The organism is Balneola sp. EhC07, from assembly GCF_001650905.1.
Classification (GTDB): Bacteria; Bacteroidota; Rhodothermia; order Balneolales; family Balneolaceae; genus Balneola.
The window spans coordinates 16,940-43,800 of the sequence record NZ_LXYG01000016.1 but is presented as its reverse complement, the minus strand read 5'-3'; the positions used below and the strand labels follow the sequence as shown (position 1 = coordinate 43,800).

Here is a 26,861-nt window from a genome sequence, read left to right as displayed (position 1 = left end):
TTGCTTTATCTTTGAACCGTGCCGGCAGTAATTATTTCTTACTCATTTATAATGAACAAAACTCATGATCTACGAATTTTTAAAACGCACCCCACAATTTGATGAAACCGCATTTGTTGCTCCCAGCGCAGATATTATTGGTGATGTAACCCTGGGAAAAGAATCCAGTGTTTGGTTTAACGTAACCATCAGGGGAGATGTGAATTTTATACAGATCGGAGACCAAAGTAATGTACAGGATAACGTTTGTATTCATGTGATGAATCAAACCGGTCCTACCATTATCGGGAATGAAGTAACTATTGGTCACGGTGCGGTTGTACACGGATGTACTATCAAAGATCGCGTATTGATCGGAATCAATGCTACCATTTTGGATGAAGTTGTTATTGAGCCGGACGTGATCGTTGCTGCGGGCACCTTGGTTCCTCCGGGCAAAACTCTGGAAAGCGGATATATGTACATGGGCTCGCCTGCAAAAGCGGTTCGCAAACTTACGGAAGAAGAAATAAAGTCCATTCCGAAATATGCTTCCAACTATGTGAAATATCTTCGAGCGTATCAGCAGAAAGACAAATACGACGAGAATCCTTTTTATCAGCCTAAAGGCTGAACAATTAAGAATGATACAATTATCAATTGAAGTATTCTTAATTGATAATTGTATCATTGACCATTGATGTCCGGAATCTACATCCATATCCCGTTTTGTAAGCAAGCTTGTTCCTATTGCGATTTCTATTTTGTTACCAAGCCCGGCAATAAAAATGCATTTGCTGATAAGCTTGTTGAAGAGATCCACTCAAAAAAGGACACGGCCTATTCGAACGAAATTATTGATACCATCTATTTTGGAGGCGGAACGCCGTCTTTATTAAGCGCAGAGCAATTTGATAAAATCTTCGAAGCTTTAGATGATTCATTCCGCTTAGATCTGAAAGAAGTTACCGTTGAACTGAATCCGGACGATGTTTCCAAAGAATATTTATCAGCACTCAAAAGCATTGGCGTGAATCGGGTGAGCATGGGAGTCCAAACCTTTGATGAAGATCTGCTTAAATTCATGAATCGAACCCATAATTCGGCGGAAGCTTTAAAATGTTTGGAGTTGCTTAAGGCTTCCGAAATAAATGTGTTTACTGCTGATCTGATCTACGGGAATCCCGGGCAAACTTTAGAAATGCTGGAGAAAGATCTGGATATCCTTTTGCAGTTTGATCCGCCACATGTTTCTGCTTATTCCTTAACCATTGAGCCTAAAACCCGATTGGGAAAACAGCTGGAACTGGGCAGACTTATCCCCGCAGAAGATGAAACCGTTGAAAAGCATTTTGAGCTGGTGGAAGAGAAACTGAAGCAGAAAGGCATTCATCGATATGAAGTAAGTAACTTTGCTAAAAAAGGATCGGAAGCTGTTCATAATGCAAATTATTGGGAGCACAAAAACTATCTTGGTTTAGGTCCCGGTGCTCACTCTTTCCAATGGGATGAATCAGAGACTTTTGCTTACCGCTGGGAAAATGAACCCGATCTGAAAAAATATCTTCAAAAAACCCATTTCAACGAATCCGAAAAAGAAGAATTATCTCTTCAGAGTCTTGCTGAAGAACGGATCATGCTGGGACTCAGAACCGTAAAAGGAGTCTCTATTGAAAAGCTGGAGAAAAAGTATGAATACAAGCTTTCTGAAAGACAGCTTGTATACTTAGCGCGAAAAGAAAAAGAGGGCAAAATTCATTTCGCCTCTGATTCTATCCGGCTCAGTTCCTCCGGATTAAAGATCGCCGACGCACTCACTTTAGATCTTATAACCGCTTAGTTTTTACTATGCCTTTCATACTTAGCAGCGAATCTTGAATATTCCTTCGCACGTTCCGAATTTCCTGATTTAGCATATGCTTCAGAAACTAACTTCGTTGCTTTGGCCAGTTTTGCATAATCTTCTTTTGTCAGATTAGCCGAACTTCCTTCCAAAGAAGGAATCATCAAGGTATTAGCCGGCTCCACTAAATTAGGATCGTCATTTACGGTTTTATTTGCTTCAAAAATCAGTGGCCATAAATACGGTGCGCCGTACACTTCTCTTGAAATATCCCACATCCATTCATCTTTTTCGATGATATAAGCGGTCATTTCTTTTGGGGCTGGCTTTTCTTTTTGCACAGCCGGTTCTGCACTGACATTATTCTTTGTTTCTGATGATGCCGCTGAAGCTTCAGAAGTTTTTTCTTCTTTTACTGGCGTTTCAGCAGGTGGCACTTTTTCAACCTGCTCAGCTTGTTGTTGAGCCGGAGTCTGATTTCCTGCAACTACATTGTCCATATTCCCCGGATCGGAATCTCTCAGAAAGAAAAACCAAATTCCCGTTCCGGCTATCAACAATACCAGAACTATAAAAACCCAACTGACCTCATTTCCTTTTTCCTTTTCGGGTGCTTTAAAAACAGGGGGAGCTTCAACTTCACTTTCTTCTTGTTCTTCTTCAGCTTCTTCCTCAACTGAATCCGGTGTTTCTGCTTCATCAGCTTGTTCATCAGCAGGCTTTATAACTTCTTCGAACGGATCTTCAAATACTTCAGGTTCTTGCTCTTTCTCTGCCTTTGCTGTTGTTTCTTCTGTTTCAGTTCCGGACTTTTCTCCAAGCAAGGTAGGCTCTAAACCGGCAAAAGGCGCGTTTACAGTTTGTTCAAGTGCTTTAAAAGGCTTGAATGATACTTTCTTATGTGCCGGAATTACGATCTCTTCTTTTGTCTGCGGATTTATACCCGTTCTTTCAGCAACGTCTTTTAATTCGAAACTACCGAAGCTGGTTATAGATGCTTTTCCATTTTTTTCCAGATCATCAATTACCAGATCAAAAACTCCACGGATCATCTCCTCTGCTTTCTGCTGAGTAATACCATTTGATTCAGCAAACGCTTTTATCAATTCCGAAAATGTAACTTTTTTACTCATAGCTCCACCTCGTTGAATTCATCTTTTAAAGCTGAGCTTTGAGAAAACCGAACTACTTTCTTTTTTGGAAGTAGCATCATTTGCTTATAGTGCGGATTATAGGACTTGTATTCTTCTCTGATCTCAGAGCTGAAGCTACCGAAATCGGGAATGCTGAAGCCGTTATTGTTTGACAGGTGCTCTGTAAAAATGCTCACTAGCGAGTTATATAACTCTTCTGTTTGAGTTTGAGTTAACTCAAGTCGTTCACTGAGTGCTTTTATCGTTTCTGATTTGTTCATATCCCATAGTTAGTTAACTCCAATTAGCAACAAAAGTCTGATTTTGTCAAATAATCCCTGTAAATAATGCTATATCAGGAATAATAGCATAATGATACTCACAATTTTGTTGGAATTCTGTTAAGTTAGTTAGGTAATCAGAATTAAAAAGCTAAACTCAATTGAAGACTAGTTTACGTCCCTTCTTATCCGATATTATTGATTATGCGGGCTTATATCCGCCTTCTGAACTGCCTTTGGAAGAGGCGTTCAGAAAATATCTATCTCATATTGAGCAGAAGGAAGCGTGGATGCTTTCAAAATTTGTTGTCGGAACCGGACTTCTGCGTGAACTGATTACACTCATTGATGCGGAGCCTGAATCTCCTTCTCCCTTTAAAATAACGCTGGTTGGTGCTGCTTCTGATGATCTTGACAGCTTCAAAAAAGTAATCGACAACACAGTAGAAGTCATTAAGGATTCTCTTGAATCCACAGCTAAAAAAATCCACATATCCACTTTAGAAATTAAGGTGCCTCTGGCTTTTCTGAAGGAAGAAAGTTCATCCGAACTTCAATCTGCTATTGAGTACGCAGTTCAATCCATGGCAAAATCTGAAACATTACCTTATCAGATCTTTTTTGAAGTTCCGGGATTTGATTTCGATATGAAATACACCAAAGAACTTGTTCAGGGGATTCATAAACACAATGAGTGGCTTGAATCGAATGAAAAGGAAAATTACTGTTTTTCCGGTTTTAAGATCCGTTGCGGTGGAGTGGAAGCTTTTCAATTTCCTCCCACGGATTATCTGGCTGAAGCCATTACTTTTTCCCGGGAAAATACCGTTCCTCTAAAATTCACGGCCGGACTTCACCATCCTGTTCGTCACTACAATGATTCTGTACAAACCAAAATGCATGGCTTTCTGAATGTGTTCGGGGCTTCTTTGTTAAGTTATTCCAAAAAGCTTTCTGAAGACGAATTGCTGGAAATTCTGAATGACGAAAATGCTTCAAATTTCAATTTTGATGAATCTGAGTTTTCATGGAAAGGACAATCTGTTTCTTTTGAAGAGCTGCACATGTTGCGCGATCTTTCTGTCACCTCGTTCGGGAGTTGCAGTTTCGACGAGCCCGTAGAAGATCTTCAGGAATTAAATTTAATTGCATAAAAAAACCGGATGTAATTAAACACCCGGCTTAGAATCTCTGATCAAACTTGGCTTATTTAATCAGGTTCATTTTTCTTGTGAACACTTTGTTCCCTGCCTGCAAGCGGTAAATATAGATACCACTCGCCATACTGGAAGCATCCCATGTTACGGTATAAGAACCTTCGCTTTGTCTGGAGTTTACCAGTGTAGCAACCTTCTTACCTAACATGTTAAACACGTTTAAAGTTACGTCTGCATTCTCAGCCACAGAGTAAGAAATAGTCGTGCTCGGGTTAAATGGATTCGGATAGTTTTGATCCAACTTGAATTCAGTAACCTGCTCTGTAAGTATTTCCTCTTCTTGTGGCAGCGATTTAGCCTGTGTTTCTGCGCTTTCGAAACTTGCAGTAGAACTTCTTGTTGCTGCAACGGCAAAATCAGCTCTGCTTACGTTTTCTCCGGGATTGAACTCGGCTGTAACTACAGGTTCCAGATCATACGGACCTTGCTCAAGGCTGAACGTCACATTCAGGATGTTCAGATCAATTGCAATTTGCACATATGGTTTGAATGCTGAAGGTATCTCATCTGAGTCTTCAACAGCAATTCTCTCGCCGTTATAAACAACAGTAACATCTTCTTCGCCAATTTCTTCGGCAGCCCATTGAAGTCCTAAACTCTGAACCAGAGAATAGGCAAGTTCTGCTCTGTTTACATTCCCGTTGGGATTAAAGCCTGAACCTGAACCGACAAGCATAACACCGTCGTCAAATTGAGCGGTGTCTTTTAATGGAGCTCCCTGAGCTACAACCGATTGAGCTACCAGTGTTTCAAAGGCTCCGTCTACATCGCTGAACGTATTTCCATTCAGTGGTAATGACTGACGGATCTCTTGTCCCATAACCAGATATTCTGCCAACTCAATTCGCTTCAGATTTCTGTTTGGCTTATATCTTTTATCGTTAAAGCTATCAGCAAGTCGTTCTGAGATCGCCAGTTTAATAGCCGTTTCAGCAGGATGACCGTTTATATCATTTAAACCGGTGTAACCACTTGCTGTTTGCGTTTTAATAGTACCCGAAACTGTTTCAGTTATGCCGATACCATTTGTTGGGTTAGCTTCGTCGCCTCTCAGGCCGCGGATCTCCACACCCCATTCACCTGCAATCGGGTTTGTAACCTGAACTTCTCTGAGATAGGTAAGCGTGAACAGAACAGGAATTCCTGAGCTGTATTCAACACCATTCGGGTCAATAACGATAACATTAACAGGATTTCCGGTTTGGCCGGCAATTCCTTCTAAACTTGCACGAACAGAAAGCACGCTTTCATTTCCTGTTAAGTTGAAACTATGTGTTTCGTTTGTAACTCCACTTGGATCATAATTAACTGAAAATGGATTCGTCTGAACATCAAACTGAGCTTCACCATTAAATTCTCTGTTAGCTTTAATGCTGCTTCCGAATTCAGCATCTCTGTCATACGTTTTTTGAACGGCTGCAAATGCATTCACATATCCGGAACCAACTTCCCAGCTTTCTCTGCTTTGCATGTTGGTAGCTGTGCTTTGAAGAATACTTTTAACTTCATCCGGGTTTAAAGTCGGATCTACTTCCAGAAGTAATACAACAATTCCTGCTACATGAGGTGTCGCCATTGATGTACCACTTGAAGTAGTATAAAAAGCCAGATTTGACGGCTCTATTAATTCTGCATCAGCTTCTGCGCCTAATAAAGGAATTGGAGCTACTGTTCTCGTTGAGATTATATCTACTCCGGGAGCAACAAGACTTGGTTCATCTACAAAAGTGAACGTTTCGCCATCCAGTTCAAAAGTTCCGCTTCTTCCTTTTGTTCCTCTTGATGAAAAATCAGCAAGTTCACCACTTTTAGTTCCGGCTCCAACAGAAATTACCCATGGTGCTTTAGCGTATGGATTGTGAGTATCTTCACCAGGTCCTTCATTTCCGGCAGCAAAAAGCGTTACGATATTACGATCATAAGCCAATTTACTAGCCAGATTAATTGGGTGGTTCGGATCAAAGTTCCCTGAAGAACCCCAGGAATTAGTTATCACACGAATTCCATATTCAAACTGATGTGTTATGGCGTAATCAAAGCCGCCAATTCCATCAAGTACAAAAAGAGCACCACCTGATCCATAACCGATCAGATCGGCACCGGGCGCTACTCCCTGATGTTTACCATTTGAAGCTACACCGCGTCCGCCAACTGTTCCGGCCACGTGTGTTCCATGACCTGAGTTGGTATCTGTATTGGGCACACCTTCAACATAAGTTACAGGAGCTAGATCGCTGTATGCATGTAAGTTTGTTGATCCCAGCACATTTTGAACCAGTGCGGTTCCATATTCTAGATCTGGATGAGTTCCATCGACCCCGCTGTCATTCACAACAACTCCAATTCCTTTTCCGGAAATCGGGAAGCCGCCGTTTTGAGATGTAAACTCAGCGTTAGATTGAACTTTGTCTACACCTGTAATAGCTCTTGAATCATTGTTGAAATAAGAAAGCTCTTTATTTAAATAGATCGATCTTATTTCCTGCCTGGAAACCAGATCAGTAATTTGTGCCGGAGTAACAATAGCGCCTGCCATAGGTAAACTTTGAAAAGAATAACCTATTGAAATACCGGCGTCATTTAGTATAGACAATTCGCCGGCATCGGGAGCTTCATTGCCCCAAAAGGTGATAATTACCTCTACAGACTCCGTGGCTGTATTTAGTGTGTTTTGAAGATCAGGACCTATCACAGCCTGAGCTTGAGTAAAATTTGATAGTGAAATAGAAAGAATTCCTATCACTAACAGTGTTAGTATATTATTGGATTTCATATCCTCTTTGTTCATTAATATTAAGTTGTTTAGTGCACTTTATTGATGGGCTACAAAAAGCACGTTTAAGTACACCGAACATTTTATTTACTAATTTTTACCTTTTGGGTTCCCGATTCTATATCGCCGTTGATTTCAGTTCTTAACTAAGCCGAGGTTTTTTTACCTTACGATGACCTTTTAAAACTCAAAAAACTTTATGCTTACTTCATTTATTCCTGTTGATAAAGAATCTCATTTTCCAATTCAAAACCTTCCGTTCAGCGCTTTCGAAACAGAAGATGGCGAGATTCATCTGTGCTCTGCTATTGGTGATTATGTGATCGACCTTTTTGTTCTGGATGAAGCGGGTCTATTTGATGGCAAGCATTTAAAAGACCAATTCGCTTTTCAGGATTCCACACTCAATTTCTTTATGGGACTTGGAAAACCGGCCTGGCAGGAAGCACGCCAAACATTGACGAATCTCCTCGATAAAGAAAATCCAACTTTGAGAGATGATGACCTGCTCAGATCACGGGTTTTTATTCCAATGGAAGATGTAGAAATGGTTATGCCTGTCGAGATCGGAGACTACACCGACTTTTACTCGTCTGAGCAACACGCTTTCAATGTAGGTTCAATGTTTCGCGACCCTGACAATGCCTTGATGCCAAACTGGAAACATTTGCCCGTTGGTTATCACGGCCGTGCTAGTTCCATAGTTTTAAGCGGAACGGATCTGCATCGTCCTAAAGGACAAACTATTCCCAACGATTCCGATCAGCCTGTGTTTAGCGACAGCAAGCTTCTGGATTTTGAACTGGAAGTCGGTTTTTTCACCGGACCCGGAAACGAGCTGGGTGATACGATTTCCGTAGACAACGCTGAAGATCATATTTTCGGGATGGTTCTGGTTAACGACTGGAGCGCCCGTGATATTCAGAAATGGGAATATCAGCCGCTAGGACCTTTTCTTGCCAAGAACTGGGCAACCAGTATTTCTCCCTGGATCGTGACATTGGATGCTTTATCTCCATTCAGGTTGGATATGCCGGAACAGGATCCGGAGGTGCTTCCTTACTTAAATCAGAAAAACCGTTCTACTTTTGATATCAATCTGGAAGTGTATCTGGATAACGAAAAGCTAAACGAACCGCATAAACTGGCGACATCAAATTACAAGCATATGTACTGGAGTATGGCTCAGCAATTAGCTCATCAAACGGTTACCGGTTGTAATGTGCGTCCCGGCGATATATATGCATCCGGAACCATCAGCGGAAATACTGAAGATTCTTACGGAAGTATGCTGGAACTTACCTGGAAAGGAACCAAGCCTGTTCAATTGAATGACGGCTCCGAAAGAAAATTCATTCAGGACGGCGATAATATCATCATGACGGGATATGCAGAGAACGATGATTATCGAATCGGATTCGGTGTGGTTGAAGGGAAGATCTTGCCGGCGAAACAGTAATTCAACATCCAACACTCAACATCCAATTTCCATTGTTACTCATGTGGCGTTCATAGCTTGATGTTGGATGTTCCTTATTCCTCATTGGATATTGGGTTAATTTCAAAATCGTCATCTCGCGGCGTATGCCCGAGATCCGGATTGGTTTAGAGGAATATGTCTCTGATAACGATCCAGATTCCTGCCTTCGCAGGAATGACCATAATTATAGAAAAATGCCTTCACTAAGATCCTGAAACACACTCAACATCCAATTTCCATTGTTACTCATGTGACGTTCATAGCTGGAAGTTGGATACTGCATTCACTAAATAATAATAAATAGGTCATCCCGTCCGCCAGCTGGCGGATCGGGATCTTTGTAAGGAATAGATATTGAATCTGATTCACGTACCATGAACAAAGCCCTGTGTTCGTGTGGGTGAGAAGTTTTAATCATTAAAAATAATCCGTATCTCCGATCGGACTGAAGTCCTCTCTAGCAAACTTAATACTGAATGTTGATGGTGCGTTAGATTTACTCAAGTAAACCAGCCAAGATTTTAATCCGCAGCGATTGTAGACAGATAAACCGCAAACCGCCGGCCCTGAAGGAACCCATCCCTGTCCCTTCCCTTCTTCGAGGGAAGGGGACGCTTTAACAGAATTATGAGTTTGCTTAAAAAGTCTCTCTCCCCAATGTTAGAGAAAGAACTAAAGATAACTCCTTTGATGATTAGTAAGAGGTTCATTGAAATTAAGAGCCTTCACTAAGATCCTGAAACAAGTTCAGGATGACGTCGGGGTTTTTATATTATTGTGATCTATTTAAAAAGTCCTTCCCCTTATCCAAGGGGAAGACAGATGGGGTCAAAAAAAGACTGACTGATTTAATTCGGAATACACACCGCGCCGGTCCTGAAGGACCTGCTGGTTTAAAATCACACAACAAAATTTATGCTAGTAGGGCGTTCACGCCCGGTGGGTAAGCAGTAATTCAACATCCAACACTCAACATCCAATGTCCATTGTTACTCATGTGACATTCATAACTGGAAGTTGGATGTTCTTAAGGAGCTCCCCTCCTTAATCTTAGGGAGGGGACGGGGGTGGGTTAACAAACGGAGCCGAGAAATTTGATGGAACTACCAGCCCCCACAAAGATCCTGATCCGCCAGCTGGCGGACAGGATGACGTCTGTGGTTTTATGTTATTGTGATCTAGTTAACCGGATTGTTATTTGTAATTTGGAGCTTGGTATTTAGGATCTATGATCCTTATTTAACCAGTGTCATTCTTTTGATCTGAACCATCTCATTGGTTTGAAGTCGGTACATGTAGACTCCTGAAGCCAGATCTTCCAGATTTACAGACAATGCATGATTTCCTGTTGGCAGCGTTCCGTTAAACACAGATCTCACCAGTCTTCCGGTCATGTCATAAACATCTACTTTTACTTTCTGAAACTCCGAAATACTAACAGGAATAGTTGTGCTCGGATTAAAAGGGTTAGGATAATTCTGTTTTAGCTCTGTTACATCAGGTCTGGTATCATCATCAAAAATAGACGTCTGAATAGTAGATGATATTCTAATCTTGAATGTCTGAGACGCCGTTCTGTTTTCGTTAAGCACGATTGCTCCTACCCGATCAACATCAGACCATGCCCATTCTTTCTTTACCACCATGAACTCTCCCTCCGGTTCTGCATATTCAAATGAAACGGAGCCATTGTCAAAAATAGCCACCACTGCAAGAGCTATATCAGGAGAATCGGTATCTAATATAATAGCAACGTCGCCGGTTTGATTAGATGGAGGTTTCACATTTACGAAATAGCTGGCAAGCCTTCCTAAGCTTATATCCGATGACATAACATCGCCAATTTGAGTATCCGTTCTTTGTACATTCGGAGTGGGGTAAAACAAACTCTCGCCAAAGCCAAAGTTAACATTATTATAAGCTCCCGAAGCAAAATGCCATGAGTATAACTCTAAAAGAGACTCTGTGTAATCCAGCTGGCGGGATTCCAGTTCCTGTTCAACGGCATCTAATAACGGCAGATCCGGAATACTGTTCTCAATTCTGTTCCATGCGCCCGGCCAGAAATCTGCGCCAATCTTTTCGTGAAAATAAAGCGCCCATGTAATGTCTTCGTATGAACCCGGTGCTACGGTGGTCCCGGGACTTCCGAACACATCTCCGGCACCACCTAAATAATTGTAATAATCGTTAGTCAGATCATAAACCACTTCTTCCATCAACGTGGCATCCATTTCAGCCCAAAGATCCGAGTCTCCGTTAAAATTATTTTGAGCAAACTGAATAGCATGTTTAAACTCATGAGCTATCGTTACTCTTAAAGCTCCTAATTGATCACCATCCGGATCATCGTTCTCAGGAAACCCTACAAAATCATTTTCGATAACTATTTGCGTACCCGGTCCATCGCCACCAATTGTTTCTGCAAAACCATATACCGATTGAAGATCTTCAAACGCAATATCGTAAGTATTGCCATCCGGGATAGGATCACCAAAACCCAAAGTTTGCACCAAATAGTTGTAAGTAGAATCTGCTGCTATACCGGCCTCTTCAATATAATCAGGCACATTATTAGTGTTGCTATCTGTTGCGGGAACAGCATCATCTCCCGCTGTTTGATAGGTAAGTACAAATTTGCCCGACGGACTTGTATAAGTTGCCTGAGCCGATTTTTCTCTGAACCGATTATTTGGTTCTAAAAGCGAGGAAGAGATCTCATCTTTAAACTTATGAACAAAAATATGTTCGATGGCGGAGCATTTATGGATTTCTCCGTTTGAAAAATGATCCCGTATTTGCTGAAGCGCCTCATCTGCAGATGAATTCCCTTTTTTAAATTCCTGAAGAATATCCGGGATCTGGTGCCGGTTTGTTTGTCCATATGCTGATCCTGCCAGCATTACAGTAACCATCAACCCACACAAAATTTTTGCTCTTAACACCATAGTCGCCTCAACATTATTTAAATATAAAATTCGTAACTTTGCCCCGTAGAATAAACTCCACTGAAAAGATAATATTTTAAACGAGAATTGCACTAAGAAATATGTACGAAGTTATTCTCTACTACTACTTTAATACGATCGAGCATCCTGAGCAGTTTGCCAAACAGCATAAACAATACTGCAAAGACCTGGGCATCAAAGGACGTATTTATATTTCCTCAGAAGGAATAAACGGAACCGCTGCCGGTACACCGGAGCAAATGGCGCAGTATAAAGCGGACCTGAGAGCCATCCCCGGATTTGAAAACACCGAGTTTAAGACGGATGAATCAGACTATATCCCGTTTTCCAAGTTGATCTGTAAGACCAGAGAAGAAATTGTGTCGCTACATGTGGATGGAGTGGATCCCAAAGACGGTGGTAACCATTTGTCGCCGGCCGAATGGCGCAGAGTGATGGAAGAAGAAGATCACGTGATGATCGACGTCCGAAATAATTACGAATCCAAGATCGGTCACTTTAAAGGAGCGTTAAAACCTGATGTCGAAAACTTCTTCGATTTTCCGCAATGGCTGGAAGAAGCCGAGATCCCCAAAGACAAAAAAGTACTGATGTACTGCACCGGCGGAATTCGCTGTGAGAAGTTTTCTGTTCTGATGAAAGAACAAGGCTGGGACGATGTAAACCAGTTACATGGCGGAATCCTTCGCTACGCCAAAGAAGAAGAAGGCAAGCACTTTGAAGGAAAATGCTTTGTGTTTGATGACCGATTGGTGGTTCCTGTAAATCCCAAAGATCTGTCTCCGATCGCCAAATGCGAGATCACCGGAAAACCGGCCGATACTTATGTGAATTGTGCCAATATGGAATGCAACAAGCTGTTTGTATGCTCAGAAGAAGGCGCGCATATCATGGAAGGCTGTTGCAGCGAAGAATGTAAACAAAGCGAATACCGCCGACCTTTTGATCCTGAAAATGCCTTTAAACCTTTCCGCAAATGGTACAACTATTTCGGCGACGACTTCAAACACCGACATGCTTCCGAACAAGCAATTGAACAGTCGTAAAGTACGGCTGATATCGCCGTACCCAATCACACATCGTTTTAAAGTTCAGGACGAATTTGTTGGAAAGTCATTACTGGAGATGATGGTCACTCGATTTCCCTTTCGCGCGGAAACAGAATGGGAAAAGCGAATCCATAACGGAAGAGTGGGGTTGAATGAGGAATCTGTTACGCCGGATGTACTACTCAAGAAATCTGACTCTGTATTTCATCACAATCCGAAGGTGATAGAACCTAGTGTGCCGGATGAAATTGAGATCCTGCAGGAAACTAACGACTGGATCGCCGTATTTAAACCCGCGCCGTTGCCGATGCATCCGGGTGGACGTTATTTCAAGAACACACTCACGGCTATGTTAGAAGATATGGGCTACGCCGATCTCAAGATCGTACATCGCTTAGACGCGGTGACTTCGGGAATCGTACTCTTCGCCAAGACCAAAGCCTTTGCCCAACGCGCCATGACCGAGTTTGCAGAAGGTCGTGTACAAAAAACTTACTTCGCTGAAGTATCGGGCGTTCCTGAAGAAGATTCGGTGATCATTAACACACCCATCAAGCGTAAAACGGGATTCGTCTTTGAAAGCAATACCGATCTTACCAACGCTAAACCTGCCGAAACCACCTTCACCGTGGTAGAACGGAAAGAAGAATCTGCGATCATTAAGTGCGAACCTAAAACCGGACGCACCCACCAGATTCGTTTGCATTTAGAACATTGGGGCTATCCCATCATCGACGATCCCATCTATGGAATCAACGGCGACAAAACCAGCAAAAAAGCTCAAAAAACCGCGATCAGTTTAGTGAATGCGGGATTGGTTATTGAGAGGTTGAGGGTTGGGGTGGGGTTAGACAGGAAAAGTCATTAAAGTTGCCTTTTGCCGATATCGCTATCTATTACAAAAGACAATTTTTTAGGTTATATTTATGTTCTTGTATGAAATACTACTACCCATCATGAACAAGTTCCAATTAGCGCAATATATCGTTTCAAAGTATCCTAATCAGGTTACTCCAATGAAGCTTCAAAAGTTGATGTACTATTCCTATGCCTGGCAATTAGTAGCTAATGACAAAAAATTTGATGCCAGTTTTGAAGCTTGGCCTTATGGTCCGGTAGAACCACAAATTTATGAGTTTTTTAAAAAATTTGGCAGAAACCCTATTAAACCAGATTCTTCCACTGACATTAATGAACCTTTAATTGATTTCATTTTAGATAGTTATTCTGTTTTCTCTGCTGTTGAGCTTTCAAAGACCACTCACATGGAACTACCTTGGAAAAAATTTAAGAATACTAACGAAGTAATTCCTGATGAAGAATTGGTTGCTTATTACTCAGAACAGGTTTTTGCTAAAAACTTTCCTATGGGAACAAGCTCGAAGTTTTACCCTCCTAAAACTTCCAGTCATTATTCATTTACCTTTGATATGAAAGAGGAATATGTTCCCGAATTCAATAATATTGAAGAGTATCTGGAAAACTTCTCTAATGAAAAAGAAAGACTTAATGATTTAAGCGGAAAGCTTAAAAAGTGGAATGCCTTCAAAAATTGATCCGGCAGAGTTAGATACAATAACTGATCTGCTGAAGGATTTTGCAGCAGATCAAAGCATAACAGCTGAAGAAGTATATGAGTTGAGTTGGACACGATTCAATGTTCTTGAACAGATACCATTTAGTGAATTGTTAAATAGCCACTGGCTCATAAAGTTATTTCGAAGGCCAACTTATTTAATCTTCCCTTTAAGGATTCATAAGTTTTTATTTGAAGGGCTGTTTACTTTCGCCGGAGAATATAGAAGCAAAGATGATCCTAATGAGGGAAGAATTTACTTTGGTGCACAGCATGCCCAAAAAAGGCGTCCCCCATTCAAAGGTGATGCTCCAGAACACATAGAAGAAGGTGTATTTAATGCCATTTGGTTTTTAAAAAAGCGTACTAAAGATCCTCTTTATAATGCCGTTCGTTTCTATCAAAAGTTTGTAAAAGTACATCCTTTCTACGATGCAAATGGCAGAATCGGTCGTTTAATTGCGACAATGTATCTTGAAAGTCATGGTTTAGTTCTTTCATGGAGTGAGTTCGATAGTAAAAAGAAATTTATTAGCAAACTTAACCGCTGCCATCACAAACCTGATAAAGAAACATTTGGGTACTTAGTTGATTACCTGAGAGATTATATTATTCCACTAAACCAACTAGAAGAATAACTACCCCACCATCCCGGTTATAAACACATCTACATATTCTTTCATGCGCTCGATGATTCGGTTTCCGATTTGACGGGCTTGTAATATGCTTGGTCGGTTTTCGAGGCAAGCAAATACATCTTCTTTTAAAGGCTCTTTGCCTGTAAACATATACATATCTATCAAATTCCTGAATTGTTGCTGATCCAGATTCTCTTCTTCGCAGATTTCTTTCAGCGCAAGCAATCGCTGTTCTTCCCAGTATTTTTCAAATTCATCGGTCACCAATTCAGCATCTTCAATATTTGGCAAATGATCCTGAATGAACTTTTCAATGAGCTCACGCTTGCTACGCAATTCAACATCTCCGCCAATCATTTCCAGAATAGCTTTTCTCTGAGCTTCTTTATCCGATTCTTTACTGTTTTTTAGCTTGGCAAGTAGTTTAATAATGTAGGCTACATTGATCTCATCCCTGTGAATCAATTCCAGCTCAAAATCTACATCTTCCAGAATAGAAACCGCATTCACATCCTGATTCATCTTTACTTTGTCGTACAGATCAAGGTATTTACTTTTGTAATCCTCAAAGGTCTGCTCGTCCATGGAAAGGTCGTCCCAGCTGAAATCAGCATAGGTTTTCAGCGTATTCAGAATTCGCATTAATTCCCGGAATGCTTTGATAAAAGCCAGTTCATCTTCTTCCGTAAGAAGCTCATCTACTTTTTTGGGCGTTGAGGCTATTCCGAGCAGCTCCACATATTTCTTATTGAATTCCTCTACAAAGACTTCGTAATCAGGGGTGAAGATCTCTTCTTTAGCATTTTTATTGGAAAACAACGCAATGGCTTCGTCTGTTTTATCTTTGAGATTGCGGAAACAAACGATGTTACCTTGCGACTTCATCTCATTGATAATCCGATTGGTTCTGGAATACGCCTGTATCAATCCATGATATCTGAGATTTTTATCTACATACAACGTGTTAAGCATCTTGGCGTCAAAACCCGTCAAAAACATATTTACCACCAACAGAATATCCAGCCGATCTTCTTCCACAAAGCTTTTACGCTCACGCTTTTTTAGTCGTTTGCCGATATCCTGATAATACTTCTCCAAAGATTCGCTGTCTTTGGTGGTGAAGTTGGTGCCGTACATCGCATTGTAATCCGCTATATAGGATTCCAATTTATCTCTGGAATGCGAAGTTTTATACCCAACCCCGGGGTCTGCCACTTTTTTGAAATCTATATCCACATCCGATATAAATCCATCGGCGTCTTTATCTTCTTCATTGGCGTTGTAGGTAAAGATGGTTGCTATTCGAAGATCGTGATCGCCAGCTTTCTTCTTTTCATTAAAAATGTCGTAGTAAGCGATTAATTGGTCGATGCCACTTACCGCGAAGATGGCTGAATATCGTTTACTGTGTGTCTTTTGATCATGTCTTGCAATGATATAATCAGCAATTTTAGAAAGTCGCTCGGGAGATTCCAACACTTCCTTTCGGTCGATATCTTCTACTTCGATATCCACAAAGTTATTGCTCTTACTTTTGTACCTGCCTACATATTCCACACCGAATTTTAATACATTGGTATCGCGGATTGCGTCGGTGATTACATAAGAATGCAATTGCTCATCAAATAAGTCGGCGGTAGTTCGCTTTCCGTATTCGTTTTTGGAAGCATTGTCTGCAAAGATGGGCGTTCCGGTAAATCCAAAAAGCTGTATATCAGAAAAGAACTCGGTAATGCGCTCATGTGTTTCCCCAAATTGGCTACGATGACACTCATCAAAAATGAACACCATCGTTTTGTCCTGTAAATGTTCCATGGACTTTCTGTACCGCGGATTTTTGATGGCGTTATTCAATTTCTGAATTGTCGTTACGATCAGCTTGGTATTGTCCGAAAATTGATCCACCAACGACTTGGTGTTCTCCGTCATATCTACCGCGCCGGGCTTAAAACTGTTGAACTCGGTAGCTGTTTGGTAATCCAAGTCTTTGCGATCTACCACAAATACCACTTTATGAATTTCGGGTTTATTCGTGATTATTTGACTGGCTTTAAATGACGTGAGCGTTTTACCGGAACCCGTAGTATGCCAGATATATCCGTTTTTCTTGGATGCATCTACTTGTTTGATGATCGCCTCTACTGCATAATATTGATAAGGACGAAGCACCATCAGGATCTTCTCGGTTTGATTGCGGACGATATACTGCGCAATCATTTTACCAAGGTGATCCGGATTCAGAAAAGCATCTGTAAACTCAGTAAGCCCTGATATATTTACATTCTTCTCATCCGCCCAATAAAAGGTCTGCTTAAAACTCTGATCTTTATTATTGGCTAAATACTTAGTGTTTACGCCGTTACTGATCACGAAAACCTGTACAAACTGAAACAACCCATGACTGCTCCAGAACGAATGACGTTGATAGCGATTGATCTGATTAAACGCTTCTTTAAGCTCTAATCCCCGACGTTTGAGTTCCACTTGAACTAACGGCAACCCGTTTACCAATAAAGTGACGTCATACCGGTTTTTGTAGGTGCCTTCGATGGTGATCTGATTGGTCACCTGAAAATGATTATTCGTCCAGTCTTCTGAATCGAAGAAGCGGACATACGCTGTGTCTTCATTTTCTCTTTTTAAAGCAAAACGTTCGCGAAGACTTTTAGCTTTGTCGAACACCGTGCCTTTAGACAAATGATTGAGAATAGTTGAAAACTCTTTCTCGGAATACCTATCGTTATTGAAACTTTCCAATTGAGCTTTCAAGTTCGCCAGCATTCCCGCTTCATCTTTGATGGTAACGAAGTCATAGCCTAACCCGATAAGTTGGTCTATAAACTTTTGTTCTAATATGGCTTCGCTTTGTCTGCTCAATGGCTATTGATCTTTGTCTGAACGGTATGCTTTATTCGTCAAGCGTTTGAATTGTAAGGATTTTGAACCAAAGTTGATCAATAATCCTATTTCTAAATTATATGCTTCCAAATAGTTGATAGCCTGAGCCAAATGAACGTCCTGTAATTCAATCAATGCTTTAATCTCTACAGCTATTACTTCCTCTACCAGAAAATCTACCCTCCGTTTACCAATAGGTCTTTTCTTGTAATAGATGGGCATATCGTGCTCTCTGGAAAATGACAGCCCCTGATCGGTCATTTCAATTTCCAAGGCTCGCTGATAAATCACTTCCTGAAAACCATTCCCTAACTCATTATGAACCGTCATGGAACAGTTAATGATCCTACCTGTTAATTCTGAATATTTGTATTCGTGGTTAATCATAGTCTCTTATTAATATCACATTCCTCAGTTTTTGAACTATGATGTATGTGATTTCCATGATTCTTATGATTAAGAACTGTTCCGCTACACAACCTGTATGTATAATCATAGTTCATCATTTCGGTTTCGCATTCCTCATTTTTTGAACAGTGATGCATGTGATTCCCTTGATTCTTTTGATTAAAAGTCGTTCCAATAAACAACCTGAATATATAATCATAGTGCATCATTTCGGTTTCACATTCCTCATTTTCTGAACAGTGATGCATGTGATTTCCTTGATCCTTATGATTAGGAATCGCTCCATTAAACAACCTGTATGTATAATCATAGTGCATCATTTAATCATAAAAATCACCGTTCAACCCCTACACAAACATTTGCTGCAATAATCCTTTTTTGAAAACTAACATAGAACCCAATTCTTTTTTTGAAGAATGGATTTTTAGATTTAACTCGTTTAAGAAGTAAGTGATTTTATCTCTTTCCTTTTCATTTGGAAAAGGGATTGGAAGTGACATAAAATCATCTACAGTTATATTCATACGGTCATGCCTCGCTCCATAATTGGCAACACTGTGCATATGTTTATGCCAAACAGTTGTTTCAAAGAAACTTTCGAAGTAATCTATCGAGTCTTCACTAAACCGAAATACAGAGTAAAGGGGAGACATTACTCCTGTTTCTAAAGTATTTCTCTTAATTGGGCCAACAGGTGCGTGAACTGATATTCGTGGGTTGTAAACAAAATCATCTTGCTCGACAATATAGTATCCATCCAAATTATTTTGGTTAGCAATATCCTTATCAAAGTAATCAGTTTGGCTTACAATTCCTTGAGTAGCTGAGTTTGTTAATACAAATGAGTATTTATTCTCAGTATTTTTGTTTGTAATTCTATCTGCTATTTCCCCCAACCTCTTCACCTCCCAATCCGGAAAATCTTCTCCATTTTCATCTTTGAATCGAAATTCCGGGTATTGTTCGCCGGGTTTTGGGAAGAGCTTCTGCATCACGCCTTTTTTGTATTCCTCCAGCAGTTCTTTCTTGCGGGTCAGCTGCTCAATCTTTTTATCCACCGCAGAAAGGAAGGAAGCTATTTTTTGTTGTTCGGGTTCTTTTGGGATCTTGAATTTAAAAGAACGGATACTAGAGAAATTTAGACCTTCTCTACCTCCACCAGCCTGACCTTGATAAACCAATTTTTGCCCGCGACGGGATGCTAAATAAATTTGATAGAACTTTGGTACTTCAGTGTTCTTTAATCGAATGATACAGACATGTTGGTTTACATTAGCTTCCTCAATTTCCTCTGTAACTAAACAACTTCTACCAATTGAAGCACCAGTTATATTTAGCAAAATATCTTTTGGGTAAACAACAGAAGAACTCATGGATTTATGAATCTCTTCTGGTATATATGCTACATCATCAAGTAATAAACGATTTTGATTTACATTCTGACTGCGAATAAATAAATAACCAGAATCAGTATAAACATTTGAACCTCCCCTTGGGGTTACTCCGCTTCCTACTTTATTGGTTTTGTTCCCAAGCTTAATTGGATTCCATTCTTCCTCAAACTCAGGAAACCTCAAACTTGGCGCTTTTTGTTCTTCCATCTTAAAACGGTGCCTCCGTGGGTTTTCCATCAGCGAACGCAGTGGCGCATCCATTCACGAGCGCAGCGAAGTGATCTCCCATTAGTTGCCCGTTGTCTGAATTTGGATTTGTAGGATTCAAGGATATGAGGATGTTCATATCTTTTTCAAATCCATAATCCTTAAATCTATTAATCCTATGCATCTTAATTCTGACGTTTATAATTCTTGTTTTCCGGGTGGTTTACATTATAAACGCGTTTAAACTCCAGGCTTTTGGAACCGAAATTTATAAGTAAACCTACGGGCAGGTTATACGCCTGGCAGTAGTTCATCGCTTGTGCAAGGTGTACATCTTCTAATGCAGTAAGTGCTTTTAACTCTGTCATAATTGTTTGTTCTACAAAAAAATCAACCCTGCGCGTACCAATTTGAATGCCTTCATAAAAAATATCCATTTCCATTTCCCGCGTAAAAGACAATCCTTCTTTTTCCATCACAATGCTTAGTGCCCGTTGGTAAATCACTTCCTGAAAACCATTTCCTAAAGCACTATGTACTTTCATGGAACAGCCTATAATTTTATGTGTTAGTTCTTCGTATTTCATAGCTAATCTTAAAATCCGTTTATCCTACGAATCCTAATTCAGACATTAAAATGGTGCCTCAATCCCAAGCTCTTTACAATATTCAGCAATGGTAGCATCGGTTTCTTTCATGTCTTTATCTAACGCTTTCAGTTCTTTTGCTACTGCTTCCAGATCCACCGGCTCTTCTTCTTCAAAAGTGTCTACATATCGTGGGATGTTCAGATTGTAATCGTTTTCGGCAATTTCTTCGCGATTTGCTATATAGCTGAATTTGTCTTCTAACACACCCCTAAATCCCCTCTCAAGAGGGGACTTTTGTACGAAGCCTCTATACGTGTCTACAATTTTGTCAATATTCTTCGGGCGGAGCACATTCTGCGTTTTTACTTTCTCGAAGTGGTCATCGCCACTGGCGTCAATAAATAATACATGTTCAGCATGCGTTCGTTGTTTTTTTAGTACCAGCACACATGTTGGAATGCTTGTCCCGTAAAAAATATTGGCGGGCAAACCTATCACGGCGTCCAGTACATTACTTTCCCGAATCAGGTATTCCCGAATGGTTCCTTCCGCTCCACCACGAAATAGCACACCATGCGGAAGAACACACGCCATCGTCCCCTCATCATTTAATTGATGGATCATATGCTGTACAAAGGCAAAATCAGCTTTGCTCTTTGGAGCAAGTCTTCCGTAATCCGAGAAACGCTCGTCGTTCATTTTCAGATCATCCGACTTCCAATTTGCAGAAAAAGGAGGATTAGCGACTACTGCATCAAAGCGTTCATCTATGTGTTGTGGTCGTTCGAGCGTATCTTCATTCTTAATATTAAAGCGACTGTAATGCACATCATGCATGATCATGTTCATGCGACACAAGTTATAAGTGGTGGGATTGCTTTCCTGTCCGTAGAATTCGCCCACTTCTTTTACTTCTTTGGCAACTCTCAACAACAGTGAGCCCGAGCCACAAGTGGGATCATACACACTTTTCAATCGTTCTTTGCCTGTGGTTACCAGTTTTGCCAACACCGAGCTTACTTCTTGTGGTGTATAAAACTCGCCTGCTTTTTTCCCTGCACCACTGGCAAATTGCCCGATCAAATATTCGTAGGCATCACCCAGCACATCGTTATCAGTATTTTCTAACTGGAAATCTACTTCATCCAAATGCTCCATGATCTTAACCACAAGATCGTTCCTGTCATCCGGAGTTTTGCCGAGTTTACTGCTGTCCAGATCCAAATCTTCGAATAAGTTTTCAAAATCTTCTTCGCTGTCGGTTCCCAAAGTACTTTGCTCAATATGGCGGAGCACTTGATTCAAATCATCCAGTATAAATTTCGTAGTTCCGTTTCCCTGTCCACGTAATAAAATAGAACTGAATAATTCACCCGGGAGAAGAAAGTACCCCAAGTTTTCAATCGCCATTTCCTTTACGGCATCAATCAGCGCCTGACCTTCTTTGGTATTCTCATTCAACTCGCTGTATTTATATCCTTCCGGCTCTGTCCATGTAGTGGCATAACTGAGCATCTTTTCACTCAAATACTTATAGAAAATAAAGCCAAGGATATAATCCCGAAATTCGTCGGCACCCATTTTACCGCGAAGTGTATCAGCGATATTCCACAGCTTCTGTTCAAGCTTTTGTTTGTCCGTCATGAAAGAGTTTACCTTTTTTGAGTGAATTTTTCCTTCAATGAAAATAGAAGAATCAGGTGGTTATGCAAAGATGATGTTGGTAAAAGTTTGAGTTTCCTTTGTGAGAGTTTAAGTAATAACGTTGTTGACTGGACAGTGGTTGATTCTAACTATGTAAGCCTAAGAAGTGAAAGGTGAAAACAAAGAAGTAAAAAGATATGGGCTTACTTCATTTGCGAGGAATAGAATAAAACCTCGTTCATAAGCTAGCAAGGGCTTCAGCCCGGCGTTTGTGTAGGTGGGTTAAAAAACAGAGCCCAGAAATCTGATCAAACTACCAGACCACACAAAGATCCTGAAACAAGTTCAGGATGACCTCTATATTTTAATCCTATTGCGATCTAATTAAAACGTCCTTCCCCTTATCCAAGGGGAAGACAGATGGGGTCAAAAAAAAGGATCCTGAAAACATCACGAATCTTCTTTCCCTTTAAATAATGAGATCAGGTTGTTCACAGAATACAACAACATAAACGCCGCTATAAAATAGGCAATGGAATCGGGATTCATGTAGATCAGAATTCCGATCACAAAAGTGAGTACTCCTAGTATAGAAAGTGAGAACGAAAAGAATAAGATCAGTCCGAATATGGCCAGAAATATCCCAAAAGTGATGGGAATCAATTCCGGAAAGACGAAGATCAGCACACCGGTAACCAACGGTATCGCTGAAACCAGAGACGGCATTTTAAAACTAAAGAAGAGAACTCCCAAAGCAACTAAATATCCACCGGCTATCAGGTACAGAAAATCCGGATAGACAAGTGCTAATACTGCCGTTGCCAGCGTAAGTATAGCATTAAGAGTTTGTCGTGCTCGCGGTTTATGGTCGGTTTTGATCTCTATGAAATGTAGCATACTCTATTTTACAAAATTTCTTTTAAAGTAGTTCCGATGCAGTTTCAAACACTTGAATGAAGGTAGGCAGTAATTCAACACCCAATATTGAACATCCAATGTCCATTGTCGCTCATGTGACGTTCGTAACTGGACTTTGGATATTGGGTTAATTCATTTCAAAAGAGTCATCTCGCGGCGTATGCCCGAGATCCCGATTGGTTTAGAGGAATATGCCATTCATAACGATCCAGATTCCTGCCTTTGCAGGAATGACGTTTAATATTCGATTCTGAGTCAGCACTAGTTCCGAGTAAAAAACCTCATTCATAAGCTAGCATGGGCTTCAGCCCTGCGTTTGTGTAGGTGGGTTAGAAATCGGAGCCGGGAGATTTGATCGAACTACCAGCCTTCACAAAGATCCTGATCCGCCAGCTGGCAGACAGGATGACCCCGGGTTTTTAAAACTATTCATATTTATTTAAAAAGTCCTTCCCCTTATCCAAGGGGAAGACAGATGGGGTCAAAAAAAGCTTGACTAAACACACGGCTAAAGCTCCATCAGACGAGTAATCCGTCAGATGTGTCTTTAAGATAATTCGGAAAAGCCAAACCCTAAGATTCTTTTTCTGACGCTTTAAATTTTATCTCTTTATTCTCTATAATGTCATCAAAATAAAATATCTCAAAAAATGCTGCAAAAAATCTTCTTAAACCTACTCCTTACTCTGTTAACTGCTTTTGCCTTTGTCGTTACTGCGAATGCGCAAACTGCAGGGCAAACAGAAGAACAAAAAATGGAAACAGATGCAAAGTCTGCCGCTAAAGGCATGTGTAGCTGCATGAATCTATTCTTTGATGCCCTCCATCCAAAGCTAGTCGATTTAATGACTGATATGTTAGAGGTCGGCGAAGAGAAAGCGCAAGCTAATTTCCTTACCTATTTAATGGCCGCTTCACCTGAAGAACAAGCGCTCATAAATAAGGATATTGAAAGAATGGGAGATATAGATGTGGAACTAGATGCTTTCTGTGGGGAAGTTATAGAACGTTTCTCTCCTTATGATGATAATAAAGAATTCGAGGTCAAAATGATTTCTCACTTAAGCCAGCTCCCCGAGTGTAAAAATGTTTATAGTGTAATGAAATTAGGTCAGGAAGTCGGGGATAATTAGTTCCATTCCGATTTATCAGAAAAACCTGCCCGAATAATCTTCTGATGCGGGCAGAATACAGAAGATCGCTTCGCATACACTCGCGAATGAACCAGAAATTAGAGATCACTTCTCCCGAATTCTCGGGATCGCGAATGGAGCCGGAATTTTAATCCGTAGCGATTACAGGCAGGCAAACCACAAACCGCCGGCCCTGAAGGACCTGCTGGTTTAAAATCATACACCTAAATTTAAGCTAGTAGGGCGTGCAGGCAGGAAATACATCTTTGAGCTAGTTCTTTAACTGTGCAGATCCTTCGGAGGTATCCTCAGGATGACGTTAATAATTGGGAATAGAATAAAACCTCGTTCAGTAGCTAGCATGGGCTTCAGCCCTGCATTTGTGTGGAGGGGAAGTTTTTTTAATCATTAAAATTAATCCATATCCCCGGTCGGACTGAAGTCCTCTCTGGTGAACTTAACAGGGAATGTTGGTGGTGATTTAGATTTACTCAAGTTAACCAGCCAGGATTTTAATCCGCAGCGATTGAAGGCAGGCAATAACTGAACATCCAATGTCCATTGTCACTCATGTGACGTTCGTAACTGGACGTTAGATGTTCCTTATTCAACATTGGATATTGGGTTAATTCATTTCAAAAGAGTCATCTCGCAGCGTATGCCCGAGATCCGGATTGGTTTAGTGTAACATATCTGTGATAACGATCCAGATTCCTGCCTTCGCAGGAATGACCTGGTTTTATTACTATTGAGATGTTCTTAAGGAGCGCCCCTCCCTAATCTTAGGGAGGGGACGGGGGTGGGTTAGAAAACGGAGCCGAGAAATCTGATTAAACTAGTAGCCTTCACAAAGATCCTGATCCGCCAGCTGGCGGACAGGATGACCCTGACTAAACACACGACTAAAGCTCCATCAAACGGGTAATCCGTCAGATGGGCTTTAAGGTAATTCGAGATACATAACCAGTCGGACTGAAGTCCTCTCTGGCAAACTTAATACTGAGTGTTGGTGGTAATTTAGATTTACTCAAGTAAACCAGCCAGGATTTTAATCCGCAGCGATTGAAGGCGTGCAGACAGGAAATAAATCTTTGAGCTAGCTCTTTTTTTGTACAGAAACTTCGGGATCAGGATTACATCCGGGGTTTTTAACCAAAAACAAAAAAGCCCCACTCATAAAAATGAATGGGGCTCTAAGGTGGGACCGGGCGGAATTGAACCGCCGACACACGGATTTTCAGGCTCAAAAATTTCTAATTTCATTGGTTCTCATTGAATGCTATACGCGCCTTAACTCTATTGTTTAATAATAGCTTATCAGATACATTGGATAGTACACAATATCATAGCATTGCAACGATTTTGTGTCCCAGGTGTGTCCCAAAAACCTTTTATAATAATGCCAAAGAAAAAGCTCACAGATGTATTCATAAAAAACTTCGAGACCGAGAAGCGTCGGATCGAATTCTCCGATACCGTGAAACCAGGGTTGGTATTACGGGTATCCGGAAATGGGTCCAAAACTTTTGCCTTCCGATACCGGGTTAATGGGAAGAGTAAACGCTTCACTATTGGAAAGTATCCTGCTGTTTCATTATCAAAAGCTCGATCACTTTCTGAGGAATTGTACATCAAATCTATGCAGGAAATTGATCCTCAAAAAGAAAAGCTTGAAACCAGAAACAGAACAATCATTACGATCTCTGACCTGGCTGAGTCCTACAAGAAGAGACATCTCCCAAAACTCAAGCACTCAACTCAAAAGGACTACATCCGGCGCATAGATAATTTTATTCTACCTAAGCTGGGAAACATTGAAATTGGAAGCTTAAAACGATTCCAGATCATTGAATTCCTTGAAGACATGGCTGAAGATGCCCCCATCCATTCTAACCGAATACGGGGTATACTTTCAAGCATGTATGGATTTGCTTTACAAAAAGCTCTCTGTGAATATAATCCCGTATCAACTGTTCGTCCTATTAGTAAAGAGAATTCTAGGGACCGTGTTTATACAGAAGATGAAATCAAAAAACTTTGGGTGGCTTTCGAAAAAGAAGTCGAACCGTTCGAAAGTGTATTCAAAATGCTTCTTATTACTGGCCAACGACTTGGTGAGACCAGAAGGATGAAATGGGAACATATCAAAGACCGGGTTTGGATTATTCCAGCTGAAGAAAACAAAGCAAACCGTACGCACTTCCTTCCTCTTTCTTCCTTTGCGTTATCTATTCTTGAACGAATGAAAAGTATTAATGGAGATAGCGAGTATGTATTTGAATCTCCAGTAAGAAAAGGAAAACCTATCAGTTCGCTTGGATACCCTGCTAAAAGAGTCCGTGAATCATCTCAAGTAGCTGACTTTCGAATACATGATTTGCGCCGAACAGCGGCCAGTTATATGGCCAAGAATGGAGTTAACAGAACAGTTTTAGGTAAGGTTTTAAACCATAAAGGTCTTGCAGGTGACAACAAGATCACCTCAATCTATGACCGGCATGATTATATGGTTGAGAAAAGAAATGCTTTGGAAAATTGGGGGTATCAATTACAACACATTCTGGATAAACGGAAGACCAAAGCTAAAATATTTAGAATTGGGGAGAGAATTTTATGAAATGTATTAATTAAGAAAAAAAGAGGCTTTAGACTATTGGTGCTGGGAAAGTAGACTTCTAATTTATTTTTTAAACAAGGTATGTGCACATATAAATTTCTTTATTTCATGCTC

20 protein-coding genes are annotated in these 26,861 nt (G+C 40.6%); 10 read left to right on the top strand and 10 right to left on the bottom strand.

The features are described from left to right. The first annotated feature begins 64 nt into the window (after positions 1-64). Positions 65-613, top strand: coding sequence for a gamma carbonic anhydrase family protein (locus A8B79_RS07670; RefSeq protein WP_066220492.1), 549 nt, complete (start codon positions 65-67; stop codon positions 611-613). 66 nt (positions 614-679) lie between these two features. Then, complete coding sequence (hemW, locus tag A8B79_RS07665) at positions 680-1,819, top strand: radical SAM family heme chaperone HemW (protein WP_066220489.1); 1,140 nt, start codon at positions 680-682, stop codon at positions 1,817-1,819. Here the strand turns inward: hemW and A8B79_RS07660 are convergent. Both A8B79_RS07660 and A8B79_RS07655 read right to left on the bottom strand, forming a co-directional pair. Continuing rightward, positions 1,816-2,955, bottom strand: coding sequence for an HU family DNA-binding protein (locus A8B79_RS07660; protein ID WP_066220486.1), 1,140 nt, complete (start codon positions 2,953-2,955; stop codon positions 1,816-1,818). The genes hemW and A8B79_RS07660 overlap by 4 nt on opposite strands. Then, complete coding sequence (locus A8B79_RS07655; protein ID WP_066220483.1) at positions 2,952-3,236, bottom strand: HU family DNA-binding protein; 285 nt, start codon at positions 3,234-3,236, stop codon at positions 2,952-2,954. The genes A8B79_RS07660 and A8B79_RS07655 overlap by 4 nt, the downstream gene beginning before the upstream one ends. A gap of 161 nt (positions 3,237-3,397) precedes the next feature. Between A8B79_RS07655 and A8B79_RS07650 the strand changes: the two genes are divergently transcribed. Continuing rightward, on the top strand, positions 3,398-4,390 hold the full coding sequence (locus tag A8B79_RS07650; RefSeq protein WP_066220480.1) for a hypothetical protein: 993 nt from the start codon (positions 3,398-3,400) through the stop codon (positions 4,388-4,390). Between the two features lie 52 nt (positions 4,391-4,442). Here the strand turns inward: A8B79_RS07650 and A8B79_RS07645 are convergent, their stop codons facing one another. Beyond that, positions 4,443-7,241, bottom strand: coding sequence for a S8/S53 family peptidase (locus A8B79_RS07645; RefSeq protein WP_153038389.1), 2,799 nt, complete (start codon positions 7,239-7,241; stop codon positions 4,443-4,445). A gap of 184 nt (positions 7,242-7,425) precedes the next feature. Between A8B79_RS07645 and fahA the strand changes: the two genes are divergently transcribed. Then, positions 7,426-8,685, top strand: coding sequence for a fumarylacetoacetase (gene fahA / locus A8B79_RS07640; RefSeq protein WP_066220478.1), 1,260 nt, complete (start codon positions 7,426-7,428; stop codon positions 8,683-8,685). A gap of 1,256 nt (positions 8,686-9,941) precedes the next feature. On the opposite strand, the gene A8B79_RS07630 is transcribed toward fahA, so the two are convergent. Continuing rightward, positions 9,942-11,654, bottom strand: coding sequence for an MXAN_6640 family putative metalloprotease (locus A8B79_RS07630; protein ID WP_066220472.1), 1,713 nt, complete (start codon positions 11,652-11,654; stop codon positions 9,942-9,944). 101 nt (positions 11,655-11,755) lie between these two features. Between A8B79_RS07630 and trhO the strand changes: the two genes are divergently transcribed. From trhO to A8B79_RS07610, 4 genes are all read left to right on the top strand, one after another. After that, positions 11,756-12,721, top strand: coding sequence for an oxygen-dependent tRNA uridine(34) hydroxylase TrhO (gene trhO, locus A8B79_RS07625; protein ID WP_066220470.1), 966 nt, complete (start codon positions 11,756-11,758; stop codon positions 12,719-12,721). Next, positions 12,690-13,592, top strand: coding sequence for an RluA family pseudouridine synthase (locus tag A8B79_RS07620; protein ID WP_235603621.1), 903 nt, complete (start codon positions 12,690-12,692; stop codon positions 13,590-13,592). The genes trhO and A8B79_RS07620 overlap by 32 nt, the downstream gene beginning before the upstream one ends. Before the next feature lie 88 nt (positions 13,593-13,680). Next, complete coding sequence (locus A8B79_RS07615) at positions 13,681-14,280, top strand: Panacea domain-containing protein (protein ID WP_066220468.1); 600 nt, start codon at positions 13,681-13,683, stop codon at positions 14,278-14,280. Continuing rightward, the gene (locus A8B79_RS07610) at positions 14,264-14,938 is read left to right on the top strand and encodes a Fic family protein (protein ID WP_066220465.1); all 675 of its coding nucleotides are present in this window, start codon (positions 14,264-14,266) and stop codon (positions 14,936-14,938) included. The genes A8B79_RS07615 and A8B79_RS07610 overlap by 17 nt, the downstream gene beginning before the upstream one ends. On the opposite strand, the gene A8B79_RS07605 is transcribed toward A8B79_RS07610, so the two are convergent. The 6 genes from A8B79_RS07605 to A8B79_RS07570 all read right to left on the bottom strand — a co-directional run bounded on the left by A8B79_RS07605 (position 14,939) and on the right by A8B79_RS07570 (position 22,976). Next, on the bottom strand, positions 14,939-17,815 hold the full coding sequence (locus A8B79_RS07605) for a type I restriction endonuclease subunit R (protein ID WP_066220462.1): 2,877 nt from the start codon (positions 17,813-17,815) through the stop codon (positions 14,939-14,941). Between the two features lie 3 nt (positions 17,816-17,818). Then, positions 17,819-18,223, bottom strand: coding sequence for a GxxExxY protein (locus tag A8B79_RS07600; RefSeq protein WP_066220458.1), 405 nt, complete (start codon positions 18,221-18,223; stop codon positions 17,819-17,821). A gap of 368 nt (positions 18,224-18,591) precedes the next feature. Next, on the bottom strand, positions 18,592-19,845 hold the full coding sequence (locus A8B79_RS07590) for a restriction endonuclease subunit S (protein WP_066220451.1): 1,254 nt from the start codon (positions 19,843-19,845) through the stop codon (positions 18,592-18,594). A gap of 185 nt (positions 19,846-20,030) precedes the next feature. Next, positions 20,031-20,432 carry a GxxExxY protein gene (locus A8B79_RS07580; protein WP_066220445.1) on the bottom strand — a complete coding sequence of 134 codons (402 nt, stop codon included), beginning with the start codon at positions 20,430-20,432 and terminating at the stop codon, positions 20,031-20,033. Positions 20,433-20,477: 45 nt separating this feature from the next. Then, the gene (locus A8B79_RS07575) at positions 20,478-22,079 is read right to left on the bottom strand and encodes a type I restriction-modification system subunit M (protein WP_066220442.1); all 1,602 of its coding nucleotides are present in this window, start codon (positions 22,077-22,079) and stop codon (positions 20,478-20,480) included. A gap of 450 nt (positions 22,080-22,529) precedes the next feature. Continuing rightward, a complete protein-coding gene (locus A8B79_RS07570) occupies positions 22,530-22,976 on the bottom strand; it encodes a hypothetical protein (RefSeq protein ID WP_066220440.1) in 447 nt (148 codons plus the stop codon). Between the two features lie 671 nt (positions 22,977-23,647). Here A8B79_RS07570 and A8B79_RS07565 point away from each other — a divergent pair. Together A8B79_RS07565 and A8B79_RS07560 are read left to right on the top strand one after the other, a co-directional pair. Further along, positions 23,648-24,130 carry a hypothetical protein gene (locus tag A8B79_RS07565; RefSeq protein ID WP_066220436.1) on the top strand — a complete coding sequence of 161 codons (483 nt, stop codon included), beginning with the start codon at positions 23,648-23,650 and terminating at the stop codon, positions 24,128-24,130. 1,399 nt (positions 24,131-25,529) lie between these two features. Continuing rightward, positions 25,530-26,747: a tyrosine-type recombinase/integrase gene (locus A8B79_RS07560; RefSeq protein ID WP_066220434.1), complete on the top strand. Its 1,218-nt coding sequence runs from the start codon at positions 25,530-25,532 to the stop codon at positions 26,745-26,747. Positions 26,748-26,861 lie beyond the last annotated feature (114 nt).